Origin of the sequence: Paraburkholderia flava (assembly GCF_004359985.1) — a bacterium.
Lineage (GTDB): Bacteria > Pseudomonadota > Gammaproteobacteria > Burkholderiales > Burkholderiaceae > Paraburkholderia > Paraburkholderia flava.
In genome coordinates, this window is sequence record NZ_SMRO01000002.1 from 624,646 (window position 1) to 640,002 (window position 15,357).

13 protein-coding genes are annotated in these 15,357 nt (G+C 64.4%); 8 read left to right on the forward strand and 5 right to left on the reverse strand.

The annotated features are described in order from the left end of the window. Positions 1 to 3: 3 nt before the first annotated feature. Entirely contained in the window at positions 4 to 690 is a 687-nt protein-coding gene (locus tag E1748_RS14185) for a DUF2848 domain-containing protein (protein ID WP_133647857.1), read from the reverse strand. A 206-nt stretch (positions 691 to 896) separates the two neighbouring features. On the opposite strand from E1748_RS14185, the gene E1748_RS14190 reads away from it, so the two are divergent. Next, positions 897 to 2,654 (forward strand): cation:proton antiporter, encoded by a 1,758-nt coding sequence (locus tag E1748_RS14190; protein ID WP_133647858.1) that lies wholly within the window; start codon positions 897 to 899, stop codon positions 2,652 to 2,654. A 157-nt stretch (positions 2,655 to 2,811) separates the two neighbouring features. Continuing rightward, positions 2,812 to 4,140, forward strand: coding sequence for a gamma-glutamyl-gamma-aminobutyrate hydrolase family protein (locus E1748_RS14195; protein ID WP_133647859.1), 1,329 nt, complete (start codon positions 2,812 to 2,814; stop codon positions 4,138 to 4,140). Between the two features lie 68 nt (positions 4,141 to 4,208). Here E1748_RS14195 and E1748_RS14200 read toward each other — a convergent pair whose 3' ends face one another. Next, positions 4,209 to 4,736 (reverse strand): GNAT family N-acetyltransferase, encoded by a 528-nt coding sequence (locus E1748_RS14200; RefSeq protein WP_133647860.1) that lies wholly within the window; start codon positions 4,734 to 4,736, stop codon positions 4,209 to 4,211. A 332-nt stretch (positions 4,737 to 5,068) separates the two neighbouring features. Here E1748_RS14200 and tcuC point away from each other — a divergent pair, with 332 nt between their 5' ends. From tcuC to E1748_RS14215, 3 genes are all read left to right on the forward strand, one after another. Beyond that, a complete protein-coding gene (tcuC, locus tag E1748_RS14205) occupies positions 5,069 to 6,376 on the forward strand; it encodes an MFS transporter (RefSeq protein WP_133647861.1) in 1,308 nt (435 codons plus the stop codon). Positions 6,377 to 6,639: 263 nt separating this feature from the next. Further along, on the forward strand, positions 6,640 to 7,149 hold the full coding sequence (locus E1748_RS14210; protein ID WP_240766619.1) for a GNAT family N-acetyltransferase: 510 nt from the start codon (positions 6,640 to 6,642) through the stop codon (positions 7,147 to 7,149). A 17-nt stretch (positions 7,150 to 7,166) separates the two neighbouring features. Further along, positions 7,167 to 7,604, forward strand: coding sequence for a GNAT family N-acetyltransferase (locus E1748_RS14215; protein WP_133647862.1), 438 nt, complete (start codon positions 7,167 to 7,169; stop codon positions 7,602 to 7,604). A 162-nt stretch (positions 7,605 to 7,766) separates the two neighbouring features. Here the strand turns inward: E1748_RS14215 and E1748_RS14220 are convergent, their stop codons facing one another. Then, positions 7,767 to 9,386: a methyl-accepting chemotaxis protein gene (locus E1748_RS14220; RefSeq protein WP_133647863.1), complete on the reverse strand. Its 1,620-nt coding sequence runs from the start codon at positions 9,384 to 9,386 to the stop codon at positions 7,767 to 7,769. A gap of 367 nt (positions 9,387 to 9,753) precedes the next feature. Next, positions 9,754 to 11,619 carry a tetratricopeptide repeat protein gene (locus E1748_RS14225; RefSeq protein ID WP_133647864.1) on the reverse strand — a complete coding sequence of 622 codons (1,866 nt, stop codon included), beginning with the start codon at positions 11,617 to 11,619 and terminating at the stop codon, positions 9,754 to 9,756. 99 nt (positions 11,620 to 11,718) lie between these two features. Between E1748_RS14225 and E1748_RS14230 the strand changes: the two genes are divergently transcribed. The 3 genes from E1748_RS14230 to E1748_RS14240 all read left to right on the forward strand — a co-directional run bounded on the left by E1748_RS14230 (position 11,719) and on the right by E1748_RS14240 (position 15,060). Continuing rightward, positions 11,719 to 12,075, forward strand: a complete 357-nt coding sequence (locus E1748_RS14230) for an ArsR/SmtB family transcription factor (RefSeq protein WP_240766620.1) — start codon at positions 11,719 to 11,721, stop codon at positions 12,073 to 12,075. A 14-nt stretch (positions 12,076 to 12,089) separates the two neighbouring features. After that, positions 12,090 to 13,247 (forward strand): cation diffusion facilitator family transporter, encoded by a 1,158-nt coding sequence (locus E1748_RS14235; RefSeq protein WP_133649361.1) that lies wholly within the window; start codon positions 12,090 to 12,092, stop codon positions 13,245 to 13,247. A gap of 82 nt (positions 13,248 to 13,329) precedes the next feature. After that, positions 13,330 to 15,060: an FAD-dependent monooxygenase gene (locus tag E1748_RS14240; protein ID WP_133647865.1), complete on the forward strand. Its 1,731-nt coding sequence runs from the start codon at positions 13,330 to 13,332 to the stop codon at positions 15,058 to 15,060. A 42-nt stretch (positions 15,061 to 15,102) separates the two neighbouring features. Here E1748_RS14240 and E1748_RS14245 read toward each other — a convergent pair whose 3' ends face one another. Further along, positions 15,103 to 15,348, reverse strand: coding sequence for a formate dehydrogenase subunit delta (locus E1748_RS14245; RefSeq protein ID WP_133647866.1), 246 nt, complete (start codon positions 15,346 to 15,348; stop codon positions 15,103 to 15,105). Positions 15,349 to 15,357 lie beyond the last annotated feature (9 nt).

Here is a 15,357-nt window from a genome sequence, read left to right on the forward strand (position 1 = left end):
ATCTCATTCGACGATAGGTAACGCGCGCACGCGATACGCGTGGCGCAGCGTGCGATTCAGCACGGGGTCGTGCAGTTCGAGTTCGAGCGCATCGCCGTCGATCATCCCAACGATGCCGCCTTCCACCGCGAGCGTGCCGCAGAACATCGCGGCGTTGGCCGCAAGCGGAGCGCGTTCGAGCAGATCGGCTGCTGCGAGCAGCGAGGCGATGCTGCCTTGCTGATATACGCGCCGGGCACCGTTCGTGACCGCATACGCACGCAGTTGCAGTTGATCCCAATGACCGGCGACGTCGTCGAAACGCCATGCGTCGCGTGCGACCGGCTTCGGACAGACCTGCTTCGACACCGTGACGCCGTACGCCTCGACTTCGCGGTCCGTGTGATCGGAGCCGATCGTCACGAGCAGGCCGTCGTCGCTGCGCACCAGCACGCATTCGGCTTCGCCGCTCGACTTCGCGCCGACCACGTCGATCTGTTCTGCCTGCGTCAAGAGTTCGGCGCCGAGGCGATAGAAGCAGGGCGTCGTCGACGGGCGTTTCACGCCGAGCGCCGCGAGTTCGGCGATGTGATGCTCGATCGCCGCCTGGTCGCGGCCCGCCCAGCCGGCGATGGTCAGCCGGTCGAGTACGACGGTGGACATAACGCTCGTTCCCGAGCGGCTCACGACATTGAACGACACCTGCGGCATGACGGACTCCGGTTTGAATATGCGGCAGATATTATTGTGATATTTCACTGACGTCCAGCGTGTCAAAAACATTCCGGCCTTGCGTGGCGGTCAGTTTCAGCCCGCGGCGAGCCTGTGATAAGCCGCTGAGCCGCCTGAAATGGGCCAGTCGCGAGCGTGGGTTACTATTTGCTTCTTGTTGATTACTTTTTGTAAGGAGCGTGCGCATGCACCACGGCATCGGCTTCATTCAGGATCTGGCGGTCGTGATGGCGCTCGCCGGCGTCGTCACCGTGCTGTTCCATCGCCTGAACCAGCCGGTGGTGCTGGGCTACATCGCTGCGGGCGTGATCATCGGGCCGTACACGCCGCCGTTCCAGCTGATCCACGACGAGCAGACCATCCAGACGCTCGGCGAACTCGGCGTCGTGTTCCTGATGTTTTCGCTCGGTCTCGAGTTCAGTCTGCGCAAGCTGTTCAAGGTCGGCGCGACGGCGATCGTCGCGGCGCTGTCGGAAATCGTGCTGATGCTGTGGCTCGGCTACGAGATCGGCAGCGCGTTCGGCTGGAGTCCGATGGATTCGCTGTTCCTCGGTGCGATCCTCGCGATCTCGTCGACGACGATCATCGTCAAGGCACTCTCCGAACTCGGCCTGAAGCGCGAGAATTTCGCGCAGTTGGTGTTCGGCATTCTGATCGTCGAGGACATTCTCGCGATCGCGATGCTCGTGCTGCTGTCCGGCATCGCGCAGACCGGCGAACTGAGCGCGGGCGTCGCGCTGATGACGCTCGGCAAGCTGCTGCTGTTCATGACGGTATCGCTCGTCGTCGGCATCCTCGTCGTGCCACGTGCGCTGAATTACGTCGCGCGTTCGAAGAGCGACGAGATGCTGCTCGTGTCGGTGCTGGGGTTCTGCTTCGGCTTCTGTCTGCTGGTCGTGAAGCTCGACTACAGCATCGCACTCGGCGCGTTTTTGATCGGCGCGATCATGGCCGAGTCGCGTCACCTGCATCGCATCGAGCATCTGATCGCGCCGCTGCGCGACGCGTTCTCCGCGATCTTTTTCGTCACGATCGGACTGATGCTCGATCCGCGCGTGCTCGTCGACTACGCGTGGCCGATCGCGGTGATCACGATCGCGGTGATCGTCGGCAAGATCGTGTCGTGCGGGCTCGGTACGTTCCTCGCGGGCAAGGACGGGCGCACCGCGATGCGCGTCGGGATGACGGTGTCGCAGATCGGCGAGTTCTCGTTCATCATCGCGTCGCTCGGTCTCACGCTGAAGGTGACGAGCGCGTTTCTGTATCCGATCGCGGTCGCCGTATCCGCATTGACGACGCTGTTCACGCCGTACCTGATCCGCGCCGCCGATCCGCTCACGCAGCGTCTCGGCCGTACGATGCCGCGCACCGTCGCGAACGTGTTCGGCATGTACGCGCAGTGGCTCGGCAGCTTGCGGCCCGCAAACGGCGAACCGACGGTGTTCGGCATGACGCGCCGCATCGTGCTGCAGATCGCGGTGAATCTCGCACTCGTCGCGGCAATTTTTCTTGGTGTGTCGTACGGTGCGCCGTATGCGAGCGAAGTGCTCGTGCGCTGGCTCGCGTCGGAGCCGATGCAGCGCGCCGTGTTGTGGAGCGCCGCGCTGATCGTGTCGATGCCGTTCCTTGTCGCGGTGTATCGCAAGACGAAGTCGCTCGCGTTGTTGCTCGCTGAAGTCGGCGTGCAGCCCGCGAAAGCAGGGCGCTTCACGAGCACGATCCGGTATGCGATCTCGGACCTTGTGCCGATCGTGTCGATGGTCGGCGTGTTTCTGCTGGTCGCGGCGCTGTCGGGCGGCATTCTTCCGCCGACCGGTTTGCTCATTGCCGTGCTCGTCTTCGCGGCGGTGCTGCTCGCGCTGCTGTGGCGCTGGTGCGTGAAGATCCACGCGACGATGCAGATCGCGCTACGCGAAACGTTCGAGGAGCAGCCGGACCCTTGAGATTGCGCTGTCCTTAGACAGTTCGACGCGCACGGGTTCGTCGTCGGATCACAGTAATGTGAGCAATTGTGTGCCGGTTTGCCCAACGCTGACCGGCTGGCGGATAATCGCTCCATGTCCATTCGTTCGCGTGCTGAGACGCGCCTCTGCCAACGTCATGAGCGAAAACACTCCAGACCAGCCTGATTCGAAGCCTGCTTCTTCCGTTTCTTCATCTCCCGCGCCGACCGCGACTCCTTCGCCGGCCGCGGCGCAAGCCGCCGCGGTAGCCAGTTCCACCGATTCCCCTGAAAGCGCGTCGAACGTGACGCCTACCGATCCCGCCGCTGCACAGCGACGCGATGCGGCACAGGCGCGCGCGTCGGCGGCTGAGGCGACCGCGCAGCAGGAAGCGACTGCACAAGCGGCTGCGGCGAAACCCGCGACCGCTGCAGCGAGCACCGCCAGTTCAAGCGACGCCGTGCAGTCCGCTGTGAGTGATTCGCCAGGCGAAGCGGCTGCTGCCGCCGCTGCGGCTCGGGCCGGTGTACCGCCGCCGGGCTTCGGCGCGGCACCCGATTTCGAAGCGTCGCGTCCGCCGCCGCCCAGTGCATTGCCGCCGGGACAGCCTGCGTATCTGAAGCAGAACGATTCGGCGTGGTCGGTCTTCGGCCGGATCATCGCGGCACGTGCGCGGCAGCTGTTCGATCGAGCGGGGCAGCGGATCACGCAACGCACGCTGCGCATCGGCGTGTCCGCGCGGATCTTTCATCCGGAGCCGGGCGCGAAGGGACTGCGCGGCAAAACGCTGCAGTATCTGGAGGAATCGATTGCGCACTGGGTGATGTCGCGTGACGTGATCGTGTTCATGATTCCGACGGTCGGTCACCAGGGCATGCTGCATCCGAGCAACATCCGCCTGCGCGATTACGCGAAGCATCTCGACGGGCTGCTGCTGCAGGGCGGCGCCGACGTGGCGCCGCAGTCGTACGCGGAAGTCGCGACGCGCCCCGAATGGCCCGGCGATCGCGTGCGCGACATGTACGAACTCGAGCTGCTGCACGAGTTCGTCGAGTCGGGCAAGCCGGTGCTCGGTGTGTGCCGCGGTTGCCAGCTGATCAACGTCGCGTTCGGCGGCACGCTGTATCAGGACATCGCTACCGATGTGCCGACTGCCGGCGCGCACGTCAGCGAGCATTACGATCAGCATCGCCATGCCATTCATTTTCCCGACGGCTCGACGCTCGCGAACATGTTCCCCGGACGACGCGAGGCGATCGTCAATTCGATCCACCATCAGGCGGTGAAGACGCTCGGTCGCGATCTGAACATCGAGGCGGTGTCGGCATCGGACGGCATCATCGAAGCGGTGCGCTATCGACGTGCGCCGTTCGTGATGGGCGTGCAGTGGCATCCGGAGTTTCATCGCGCGGGCGGGCCGGAGTTGCTCGACTGCACGCCGTTGCTCGACACGTTCCTGCGGGTGGCGCGCGAGACGCGTTTCTAGACGCGGCGTTTTATACGTCGCTTTCGCGATGCCGAAGCCGCACGTTCAGCGTGCGGCTTCTTTCTTTTTCACTCCAGGCGATCCAGCCGATACACATAGCGCAGCGCGGTGATCGCGATGCCGCCCATGAAGTCCGGCTCCGCCCCGGAAAATTCCCAGCCCTGGCGTTCGTAGAAACGGATCGCCGGATCATTGCCCTCGAGCACATAGAGATACAGCTGCGACTCGCCGTGTTCGCGTGCCCAGTCCTGCGCCGCGCGCATCAGCAGCTTGCCCGCGCCGATGCCCTGATGCGCGGGCAACGCGTGCAGGTTGTCGAGCAGCACGCCCCACGGCGAATCGATTTGCCGCTCGACGCACAGGAAGCCGATCGCTTCGTTCCCGCGTTCGGCGATCCGCACGAGGCGTCGCTCGGCGCCCGGCGCGTTCATCCGGTCGCGCCAGTAGGTCGAACGCTCGCGCGTGACTTCGCCGTCGAGAAACGCGTCGGGCAACAACCCGCGATAGGTGGCCTGCCAGCTCGCGGCGTGAATCGATGCGATGAGTGCCGCGTCGGCGACGGTGGCCGGGCGCAGCGTGAGGGACGTGTTGGTCATTGGAAGGAGAGGGGCAAAGCGGTCGAGCGCAAAGTGTACCGCTGCGGTATGCGAACGCACGCATCCGCCGATGTACAGAAGACCGCGACCCACCGCCGGATGTCAAACCGCAGCGCGATCGAACCGCAACGAAGTTAATATCGCTTGAGGCGAGCGCGGTTAGCGTGCCTCCATGTTTACCCTGATATCGAAGCAGCGGGTGCAGCGTGAGAATGCAGCGCCTCCGGCGCGTGCTACCTGCGCCACGGGCCATCCGCCTGCCGATGCAGTGGATCGTCGTCAACTGCCCGATTCCTTGCCGCCCACCGGCAACGGGCTTACCCGAGAGTGTCATGTCTACTGCGTCCCACGCGTCTCACGCGTCCTCAGCCGATGAATCGAAAGCCCGGACAGTTTTCCGCGTCGTCAGCGGCAACTTCCTGGAAATGTACGACTTCATGGTCTACGGCTATTACGCGTCCGCGATTGCCAAGACCTACTTCCCGGGCGGCAGCGAATTCGCGTCGCTGATGCTGTCGCTGTCCGTGTTCGGTGCCGGCTTCCTGATGCGCCCGCTCGGCGCGATCGTGCTCGGCGCGTACATCGATCATCATGGCCGCCGCAAGGGGCTGATTCTGACGCTCGGTCTGATGGCGCTCGGCACGCTGACGGTTGCCGCGATACCGGGGTACGCGACGATCGGCGTGCTCGCACCGATTCTCGTGCTGCTGGGGCGGCTGCTGCAGGGCTTCTCCGCCGGTGTCGAGCTGGGCGGCGTGTCGGTGTATCTGTCGGAGATCGCGACGAAGGGCCACAAGGGTTTCTATTGCTCGTGGCAGTCGGGTAGCCAGCAGGTGGCCGTCGTGTTCGCCGCGCTGATCGGCGTCGTGCTGAACAAGCTGCTGCCCGCCGACCAGATGACCGCCTGGGGATGGCGCGTGCCGTTCCTGATCGGCTGCCTGATCGTGCCGTTCCTGTTCCTGATCCGCCGCTCGCTGAAGGAAACCGACGAGTTCCTCGCGAAGAAGCATCGTCCTTCGATGGGCGAGATCATGAAGTCGATGGCGCAGAACTGGGGCATCGTACTCGGCGGCATGGGCATGGTGATCATGACCACCGTGTCGTTCTATCTGATCACCGCGTACACGCCGACGTTCGGCCGGCAGGTGCTGAAACTGTCATCGCTCGATACGCTGGTCGTGACGGTTTGTGTCGGCATCTCGAACCTGATCTGGCTGCCGCTTGCGGGCGCGTTGTCGGATCGTATCGGTCGCCGTCCGGTGCTGCTCACGTTCACCATTCTGACGATCCTCACGTCGTACCCGGCGGTGCAGTGGCTCGTCGCGGATCCGTCGTTTGTTCGTCTGCTGATGGTCGAGCTGTGGCTGTCGTTCCTGTATGGCTGCTACAACGGCGGGATGATCGTCGCGCTGACCGAAGTGATGCCCGTCGACGTGCGCACCGCCGGTTTCTCGCTTGCGTACAGCCTCGCGACGACGATCGGCGGCTTCACGCCTGCGATCTCGACGCTGCTGATTCACACCACTGGTAACAAGGCCGCGCCTGGTTTGTGGATGACGCTTGCGGCGGTGTGCGGTTTGATTGCGACGATGGTGTTGTATCGCACGCAGGAAGCGCGGAATCAGTATCGGGTTGGATGATTGGTGCGTGTGTGTAGTGGCGGGGCTGATGGGTCCCGTTGTCGATGAAACCCCACTGCTTTAGGCGTGGGGTTTTTCTTTTTGGGCTGCTTCTAGGCGGTGATCTGTATTGAGGATGCGCAGAATTGCGGTGTGCTAGTTGTGCGGCGGTTCTCGGCCAGTCGCGGACCTTCGACATCCGTAGCTAGATCGGTGACAATCTGCAGCCCATTCGTGTCAACCTTTCGTCTTTCGTTCACGAGTAATGTCCAATGGGGATATGAATGATGGACTCGAAAAGCATCCGCCGGGCAATGGCAGAGGATGTCCTGGTGCTCGTACAGATCCGCAATGAAGCACACACATGGAAGGTGGCGCACCGCGACTACGCGTGGGGCAAGGAAGGGGACGGCGTTTCCGAGCGATGGATGCGAAACACTGTCGCCCAAAAGGAAGTGTATGTCGTTGAGCTGGGTGGCATTCCGGCGGGCATGTTTTCGCTCGATCTCGACGATGAGCAGCGCTGGGGGGCGCAGGACCCGATCGCGGCTTACGTGCACGGACTGAGCGTGCGTACAGGTTTTAATGGACGAGGACTCGGTGGCTTCATGCTCGACTGCTGCGCGAGCAAAGTGCGGGATTTGAACCGGCGCTATGTCCGGCTCGACTGCCCAGCTCACAACGCGAAGTTGTGCGCCTGGTATGAGTCGCTTGGTTTCATCCGCGCAGGCCTGTGGCAGGAACCCGGTCCCGGTGGCTATGTCTGGTCACTATACGAAAAACTGGCTCATTAACGTTGCAGGACAAGATCATGGAAATCGAAGTCACTGACCAGCGAAATGATCGGGATGAGTCATTCGTGGCAACGCAACTCAGCGCCTACAATGCCGCCTTCGCAGTTAGAGATTTCAGGTTGTTGCGCGTCTTTGCACGTGACGCGAACGGCAGCATCATTGGCGGTTTGTTGGCGGACACCTACTGGCAATACCTCGAAATCCACAAGCTTTGGGTAAACGAGACTCATCGAAACAAAGGGCATGCATCTCAATTAATGAGCGCCGCAGAAGACGAAGCGCGTCTGCGTGGCTGCACACACGCTTTTCTGGATACATTCAGCTTTCAGGCACTCGGCTTCTATCAAAAGCTCGGCTATACGGAGTTCGGTCGGCTTGAAGAATTCAGCGGCAAGCATGAACGGCATTATCTGCATAAAAGGCTCGATGACATGCACCTGTACGTGCGTGCTTAGGCGTGGCATTCAAGGTGCACGCAACATTGGTGCACCGGGCGGGCTGAATGTCCGTTTTGCTGTGGCTCGAACGGCTGCAATGGGGCGCAAGGTAACGATCCAAAAAACCACACCGACGTGCCATGGACCGCGAGGTTCGCCGCGAGATCGCGGCACGGATCCCTACGCGAACACTGCGCGGTGCTGCGCCGAAGCCGGCGCGAGCGGTGCACTGCCGCTAGCGTCGACGTCGTTCACCTGAAACGCCGCCGCTGAGCGTTGCAGGCTCATCGCCTGCTCCTTCAGCGATTGCGCCGCTGCCGCTGCCTCCTCGACGAGCGCCGCATTCTGCTGCGTCATGCTGTCCATCTGCGTGACCGCGAGATTCACCTGATCGATGCCGGCGCTCTGTTCCGCCGCGGCCGCCGCGATCTCCTGCACGACACCGGTCACACGCATGATCGCGTCGCGCGCTTCGTCGATCGTCGAGCCGGTGTTTTCGACCAGCGTCGCACCACTGCCGACGCTGCCCACCGCATGACTGATCAGCTCGCGAATTTCCTTCGCCGCGGTCGCGCTACGCTGAGCGAGGCTGCGCACCTCGCTTGCGACGACCGCGAAGCCGCGGCCCTGCTCGCCCGCGCGTGCCGCTTCGACCGCTGCATTCAGCGCGAGGATGTTGGTCTGAAACGCGATGCCCTCGATCGTCGCGATGATCTCGACCATGCGGCCCGATTCGTTCGAGATACCCTTCATCGCCGCGACGGCCTGCGTGATCATGTCGCCGCCGCGGTTCGCGATTTTCGTGGCGCCGGCCGCAAGCTCGCTGGCGGTGCGCGCGTTGTCCGCAGTCTGACGGACCATCGCCGTCATCTGCTCCATACTCGACGCCGTTTCCTGCAATGACGCCGCCTGGCTCTCGGTGCGCGACGACAGGTCCGCATTGCCGTTCGCGATCTCGTTCGCGCCGCACGCGACGTTGTCGGAAGCATGCTTGATCTGGCAGATGGTGCTGGTCAGCGCGTCACGCATGCGCTGCATCACGTGCAGCAGGCTCGACGTGTCGCCGTCGCGCGTACGGATCGCAACAGTCAGGTCGCCCGATGCGATCGCTTCCGCCACATTCGCCGCATAGGCCGGATCGCCGCCGACCGTGCGCGCGATACTGCGGTTCGTCACCGCGACGAGCATCACGAGTACGGCTGACACTGCCAGGAAGATCCCGCCGATCAGCCACAGTGACGCCATGAACGCAGCATCGATGTCATCGACATAGGCGCCGGTTGCAATGATCCAGTCCCACGGCGCATAGCGCACCACGTAGCCGATCTTGCCGACCGCCTGCGCCGACGCCGCGCCCGGATGCGGGAACACGTAGTCGACGAAGCCGCCGTCCGGCGCCTGTGCAGCCGACGCGAACGTCACGTAATGGTGACGACCGTCGGCATCCGCGCTGCCTGAGAGATCCTTGCCTTCGAGTGCCGGCTTGATCGGATGCATCACCATCTGCGGCTTCGAGTTGATTACGAGGAAGTAGCCGTCTTCGCCGTAGCGGACGCCGCGCAGTCGTTCGAGTGCCTGCTTGCGGGCATCGGCCTCCGGCAGCGCGCCGCTTTGGGCAAGCGCCGCATACTCCGTCACGATGCTGAGCCCGACGTGCGCGATGTTCGTGAGATCGTGCTTACGCTCCTCGATCCGCGTCTCGCGCGACTGCCACGCCGCCGATACGGAGACAGCGAGCAACGCGACGAGGCTGATGATCAGCGGCAGCCACAGCTTCTGCTTAAAACTGAGCTTGTGCATCCCGAGTCCTTGAGCAAACGAATGGAAACTGCGCAGGGCTGCCATGCGAAGTGGCGCGTGAATGGGTGCGCCGGATGGCGCCAGGGGGCTGTCCGGCGGCCGTCCAGTGGTTCCTGTTCGAGTTATCGGCGGATGCGAATGAAAGTTTTGTCCTGTGAAACCCTCGGTTACCACCTTGCCAAGGCGTATCGGAGGGCTCTTGTGCGTCGGCTTGACTGGATGTTGCCGCCAGCCGCAAGGGCTGTGACGCACCGGCCCAGTCAGTCGTGGTGTGACTACACGCAGGCACTTGATTCTTGAGACGTACCGTCGCGACAACCAGGACGCCCTGCGAGTTGCGGCGTATGAGCATCACGACCCGCTCGCATCACGCGTCTCGCAACGCCTGCACAACCGTCGCGACCACATCGTCCCAGGCCCCCGGCCGCGACTGTCGCACGAGCCGCGCGGACGAATACCACGGACTGCGCGCATCGCCGGTGAACCAGCGCCAGTCGGCGGCGAATGGCAGCATCAACCACAGCGGCCGGCCGAGCGCGCCGGCAAGATGCGCGACCGACGTATCGATCGATACAACCGCTTCGAGCCGCTCCATGATCGCCGCCGTATCCGCGAAGTCGCGGATGCGCGAACCGAAACGATGAATCGATGCGGCGCGCGGATGCGCATCGAGCGCGGCTGCATCGTCGGCGGTGAGGTCGGGTTGCAGCACGATCCAGTCGATGCCTTCGAGCGCGAACAGCGGATCGAGTGCCGTGAGCGGCAACGCGCGATTCTCCTGGCGTTGCAGGCTGCCCGACCACGCGATCCCGATCTTGCGTTTTGCGTGACCGCCGAGCGACCCGCGCCATTTGCGTCGGTATGCGGCCGGTGCCGCGAGGTAGGGCTTGCCTCCGGGGATCGTCTCGAACGTCGTACCCAACGCGAACGGCAAGCTCGGCAGCGCGCACTGCAGATCCGCTTTCGGACACGCATCGCCGCGCGCGACGAGCTGCACGCGCGATGCTTGCGCGAAGGACTCGACGAGCGGCATCAACGCAGGCTGCACTTCGAGGATCACACGCGCCGCGCGCTTCGCCACTTCAGGCACGTAGCGGATGAACTGCAATGTGTCGCCGAAACCCTGCTCCGCGTAGAGCCGCACCGTGCGCGTGTCGATCGGCTCGCCGTGCCAGCGTGGCAGCATCATGAGCGCATCGGGTGTATCCGTCGAAGACGGCGTGGTGACCTCGAAGCGCCATTCGTACTCCGGCAAACCGCGCGCGAAATCGCCGAGCGTGAGCCGCACGATCGCGCGATTCATGTGCGCGGGCGCGAGATCGGGACGCAGCCGCAGCGCCTGATCGAATGCACGCAACGCGGCCTCGTATGCGCCGAGCGCGTGATGCACGCTGCCGAGATTGAGCCACGCGAGCGCGAACGTCGGATCGAGTCCGACCGCGCGCTCGAGCAGCGGCAGCGCATCGGCGTGCCGGCCCACGGCGGCGAGCGCATTGCCGAGACCGAACTGCGCGGGTGGCAGGTTTGGTTGCAGCGCGAGCACCGTTTCGAACGCGGTGACTGCTTCGCCGTGGTGGCCCATTACATCGAGCGTGTTGCCGAGGTTGAAATGCGCGGCGACGAAGCGCGGCTCCGCAGCCAGTGCCGCGCGGAATTCGACGATCGCTTCGTCTGGCCGGTTCAGCGCGTTGAGCGCCATGCCCAGGTTGTTGTGCGCGCCCGCGTGACCGGGACGGAGTTCGAGAGCACGGCGAAACGACACGATCGCTTCGCGATGTTCGCCGAGCGCATGCAATGCGTTGCCGAGATTGTTGTGGATCGATGGGTCGGCGGGTTGTAGATGCAGCGCGCGACGGAAGGCGTCGGCGGCATCCGCGTGACGGCCTGCTGTCGCGTACGCGTTGCCGAGGTTGTAGTGCGCCATCGGAAACGTCGGCGCGAGCGTGAGTGCGTTGCGAAACCGTTCGATCGCGTTGTCGAGCTGGCCCATCGCCTTCAGCGCGTTGCCGAGATTCAGCTGCAACGCGGCGTCGTCGGGACGCAGATCGGCGGCGCGGCGCACGAGGTCGGCCGCTTCCGCGTGCTGTCCCTGCTGATGACGCAGGACGCCCAGCAGATGCAACGCATCGACGTGCACCGGATCGACGTCGAGCGTCGCGCGGTAGCCGCGTTCGGCGTCGTCGAGGCGGCCGTCGCGGTGTGCCGCGAAAGCGCGGTCGAAAGCAGGTTCCATGAAGGAGGCGGGCGGATCGGGTGATGCAAAAGCGACATTTTCCCACACTCGCCATGAGGCTCCGGCGATTTGACCGTCCGCGCGACGATCGACTAACATATGAATACTTGTTCATATGTTTTTCAACGCGAAATGCTGCCTGCCTTCGTCGACGACCGCGTCGTTCCCATTGCCGATCTGTTTCGCCTGCTCGGCGATCCGACGCGGCTGCGCATCGTGCTGGTGTGCGTCGACGAACGACGCGCGGTCGGGGCGATCGCGGATCTGCTCGGGCTGTCGCCGTCGCTGGTGAGCCACCATCTGCGGCTGCTGCGCGCGGCGCGGATCGTGCGGGCAGAGCGCCAGGGCAAGCAGGTGTTTTACTGCGCCGCCGATCGCCATATCAGCGGGATGCTGGCGGACATGCTCGAACACGTCGCCGAACCGGCCAACGAATTTCCCCAGGATTCCCAATGACGCGAATGACGAATATGCCGGGTTCTAGCGATGAGGCTCGTGAAGGGAGCGAGGCTTTGGGTGGTCGTGCGCGTGAGCATGACGGGCCGCAAGGTCGGAGCGAGCGTGAGCCTGCTCGCGTGGAAGGTGATGAAGGCCATGACCACGCGTCGCATGACCACGCAGCGCATGACCACTCAGACCACGGTCACGCGGCACACGATCACGCGGCGCACGACCACACGAACCACGACCACAAAACCCACAGTCACTCCCATTCCCACAGCGGCCACTCCCACCACCACGCCCCCGCTGCAGGCCAGGGCCGCACATTCGCGCTCGCCGTCGCCTTGAACGTGCTGATCGTCGTCGTGCAGGCCGTCTACGGCGTGCTCGCGCACTCGACCGCGCTGCTTGCCGATGCCGGCCACAACCTGTCCGACGTGCTCGGTCTGCTGCTCGCGTGGGGCGCGATGTGGCTCGCGACGCGCCGGCCGTCCGCGCGCTACACGTTCGGCCTGGGCAGCACGTCGATTCTCGCGTCGCTCGCGAACGCGGGGCTGCTGCTGTTCGCGTGCGGCGTGATTGTCGCGGAAGCGATCGGGCGGCTGTTCTCGCCTGCGCCGGTCGCGGGGCTCGATGTGTTCGTCGTCGCGACGATCGGGATGGTCGTGAACGGCTTCTGCGCGTGGCTTTTCATGCGCGGCCAGGAGAAGGATCTCAACGTGCGCGGCGCGTTCATGCACATGGCCGCCGACGCCGCGATTTCCGCAGCGGTCGCGGTGAGCGGCCTCGTGATTCTTTTCACCGGCTGGGTGTGGCTCGATCCGGCGATGAGCATCGTCGTCGTCGCGGTGATCGTCTACGGCACGTGGGGGCTGCTGCGCGATTCGGTGCGGCTCGCGCTCGACGCGGTGCCGCCCGGCATCGACATGCAGCGCATCCGCGAGTTTCTCGCGACGCAGCCCGGCGTCACCGACGTGCACGACCTGCACGTTTGGGCCCTGTCGACAACCGGCAACGCGTTGACCGCACACCTCGTGATGCCCGCAGGCCATCCCGGCGATGCCGCCGTCGACGCGATGGTCGGCACGCTGCGCGAACGCTTCGAGATGCATCACGCGACGCTGCAGGTGGACCTCGGCACCACGTCGCACCGCTGCACGCTCGATCATCCGCCGCACGCGCATTGAACCTCGTGCGTTGATGCAGCGCACCCGGCGGCGTCGATCCGGCGGCGTACACTAGGCGACGTGTTCATCCGTGGAGGCCTGCATGACTGCCGCTTCCCTCGATGCATCGCCGGTACTCATCGTCGGTGCGGGGCCGACCGGTCTCGCCGCTGCGCTCAGCCTTGCCCGCGCGCATGTGCCCGTGCGCGTGATCGACAAGGCGCCGCAAGCCGAGCCGCATTCGCGCGCAATCGGTATTCAGGCGCGCACGCTCGAACTGTTCGAACAGCATCGGCTCATCGAACCGTTTCTCGATCTCGGGCATCGCGCGCGCGCCGCGAATCTCTACTCGAACGGGCAGCGTCTCGTGCAACTCGATTTCGATCCATTGCAGACGCGCTATCCGTATCTGCTGTTTCTCGATCAGTCGATCACCGAGCGGTTGATGACCACGCATCTCGCGACGCTCGGTGTCGACGTCGAACGCGGCGTCGAGATGACGTCGTTCGAGCAGGGCGCCGATGGGTTGAGCGCGACGCTGCGTCGCGCGGACGGTCGCGTCGAAATGCTGCGGCCCGCGTATCTGATCGCCGCCGACGGGGCGCACAGCACGGTGCGTCATGGTCTGAAGATGGGTTTCGTCGGCAAGACGTTCGAGCAGACTTTCCTGCTCGCCGACCTGCACGCCGAGACCGGCTGGCCCGACGACGAATTCCATATCTTCGCGTCCGGCGAAGGGCTCGTCGCGTTGTTTCCGATGGGGGAGGGTCGACATCGGTTGATCGCTGATCGCTCGCCTTTGCCGCCCGACGCGGCGAATGCAGACAGCAACGCATCGCTCACCGCCACACAACCTTCGCTCGACGAATGCCGCGACATCGTCGCACGGCGTATTCATCATCCGCTCGAACTGTCGGCGCCTGGCTGGTCCTCGTACTTTCACGTGAACAGCAGGATGGTCGAGCAGTTGCGCAGCGGACGTGTGTTCCTCGCAGGCGATGCGGCGCACGTGCACAGCCCTGCCGGCGCGCAGGGGATGAACACCGGCATTCAGGAAGCGTTCAATCTCGGCTGGAAACTCGCCCGCGTGATGAAGGGCGGCGCACCCGACCGGCTGCTCGACACGTATCACGCGGAACGTCATCCGATCGAACGCGAGGTGCTGCGGCAGACGAGCATGATTACGCAGATTGCGCAGGCCGATCACGGTCCGCTGAAACTGCTGCGCGAACGCGTGATGCCCGCGCTCGCCGCGCTTGGGCCGCTGCGCGATGCGGCGCGTCGGCAGATCAGCGAGCTGGCCGTGCAGTACCGGCGCTCGCCGCTGACGCTTGAGCACATGCTCGACGGTGGTCCACGTGCGGGCGCACGGGCACCCGATGCGCGCGTGCATGTGGTCGACGGGCCGCTCGGACGCGCGCCGGGCATCGGCTGCGTGTTCGATCTGCACGATCCCGCGTTCTTCTCGCTGTTCCTGCTGATCGCGCCGGACGGCTCGGGCTCGCCCGCGCGCTCGAGCGACAGCACCGACGATGCCGACTCGGCACTCGGCGACGGCGCGCGCCATGACGATCTCGACCGGCTCGCGGAAGCGGTCGAGCAGGCGTTGCCGGACGCGGTGCGCGTCTGGCGCGTGACGGATCTCGAAGGGGAGGCGGCGCTGTCGCTCGTCGAAGCGTATGGCCGCACGCGGCCGTCGTTCTATCTGCTGCGCCCGGATGGGTATGTCGGCGCGCGCGGCAGGCCGTCTTCCGACCTGCACGCGCTGGTGCGCTATTGCGAAGCGTGGTTCGCGAGAGAGGGTTCGACTGAGGCGGCTACGGTAGAGCGCTGACGTTGCCGCATTGACATGGCAACGTCAGCATGCAGAACAACGTCACGCAGTCGCAGGCGCCGGCGTCAGCGCTTCACGATGCAGCAGCAACGCCTCGCGAACGATCGGCGACATCGCGATGGCCGTCGGCGGACCGTCGAGCGTCGCGAGGATCGCACGCCGCATCCGCGGCTCCCAGAAGCGGTGAATGTGATCGGCGATGCTGGTGATCGCTTCGTCGCGATCGGGCAGCGACTCGAAGAACTCGCCGATCCGGTTGGCCATGTCGATCAGGTTGTTGTCGTTCATTGCCTGTCC

Excerpts from the sequence above, each read along its gene's own strand:
- E1748_RS14190 (WP_133647858.1), top strand. The coding sequence starts at position 897 with ATGCACCACGGCATCGGCTTCATTCAGGATCTGGCGGTCGTGATGGCG.
- E1748_RS14240 (WP_133647865.1), top strand. The coding sequence starts at position 13,330 with ATGACTGCCGCTTCCCTCGATGCATCGCCGGTACTCATCGTCGGTGCG.
- E1748_RS14245 (WP_133647866.1), bottom strand. The coding sequence starts at position 15,348 with ATGAACGACAACAACCTGATCGACATGGCCAACCGGATCGGCGAGTTC.
- tcuC (WP_133647861.1), top strand. The coding sequence starts at position 5,069 with ATGTCTACTGCGTCCCACGCGTCTCACGCGTCCTCAGCCGATGAATCG.
- E1748_RS14210 (WP_240766619.1), top strand. The coding sequence starts at position 6,640 with ATGATGGACTCGAAAAGCATCCGCCGGGCAATGGCAGAGGATGTCCTG.
- E1748_RS14225 (WP_133647864.1), bottom strand. The coding sequence starts at position 11,619 with ATGGAACCTGCTTTCGACCGCGCTTTCGCGGCACACCGCGACGGCCGC.
- E1748_RS14235 (WP_133649361.1), top strand. The coding sequence starts at position 12,090 with ATGCCGGGTTCTAGCGATGAGGCTCGTGAAGGGAGCGAGGCTTTGGGT.
- E1748_RS14195 (WP_133647859.1), top strand. The coding sequence starts at position 2,812 with ATGAGCGAAAACACTCCAGACCAGCCTGATTCGAAGCCTGCTTCTTCC.
- E1748_RS14185 (WP_133647857.1), bottom strand. The coding sequence starts at position 690 with ATGCCGCAGGTGTCGTTCAATGTCGTGAGCCGCTCGGGAACGAGCGTT.
- E1748_RS14220 (WP_133647863.1), bottom strand. The coding sequence starts at position 9,386 with ATGCACAAGCTCAGTTTTAAGCAGAAGCTGTGGCTGCCGCTGATCATC.
- E1748_RS14215 (WP_133647862.1), top strand. The coding sequence starts at position 7,167 with ATGGAAATCGAAGTCACTGACCAGCGAAATGATCGGGATGAGTCATTC.
- E1748_RS14230 (WP_240766620.1), top strand. The coding sequence starts at position 11,719 with ATGAATACTTGTTCATATGTTTTTCAACGCGAAATGCTGCCTGCCTTC.
- E1748_RS14200 (WP_133647860.1), bottom strand. The coding sequence starts at position 4,736 with ATGACCAACACGTCCCTCACGCTGCGCCCGGCCACCGTCGCCGACGCG.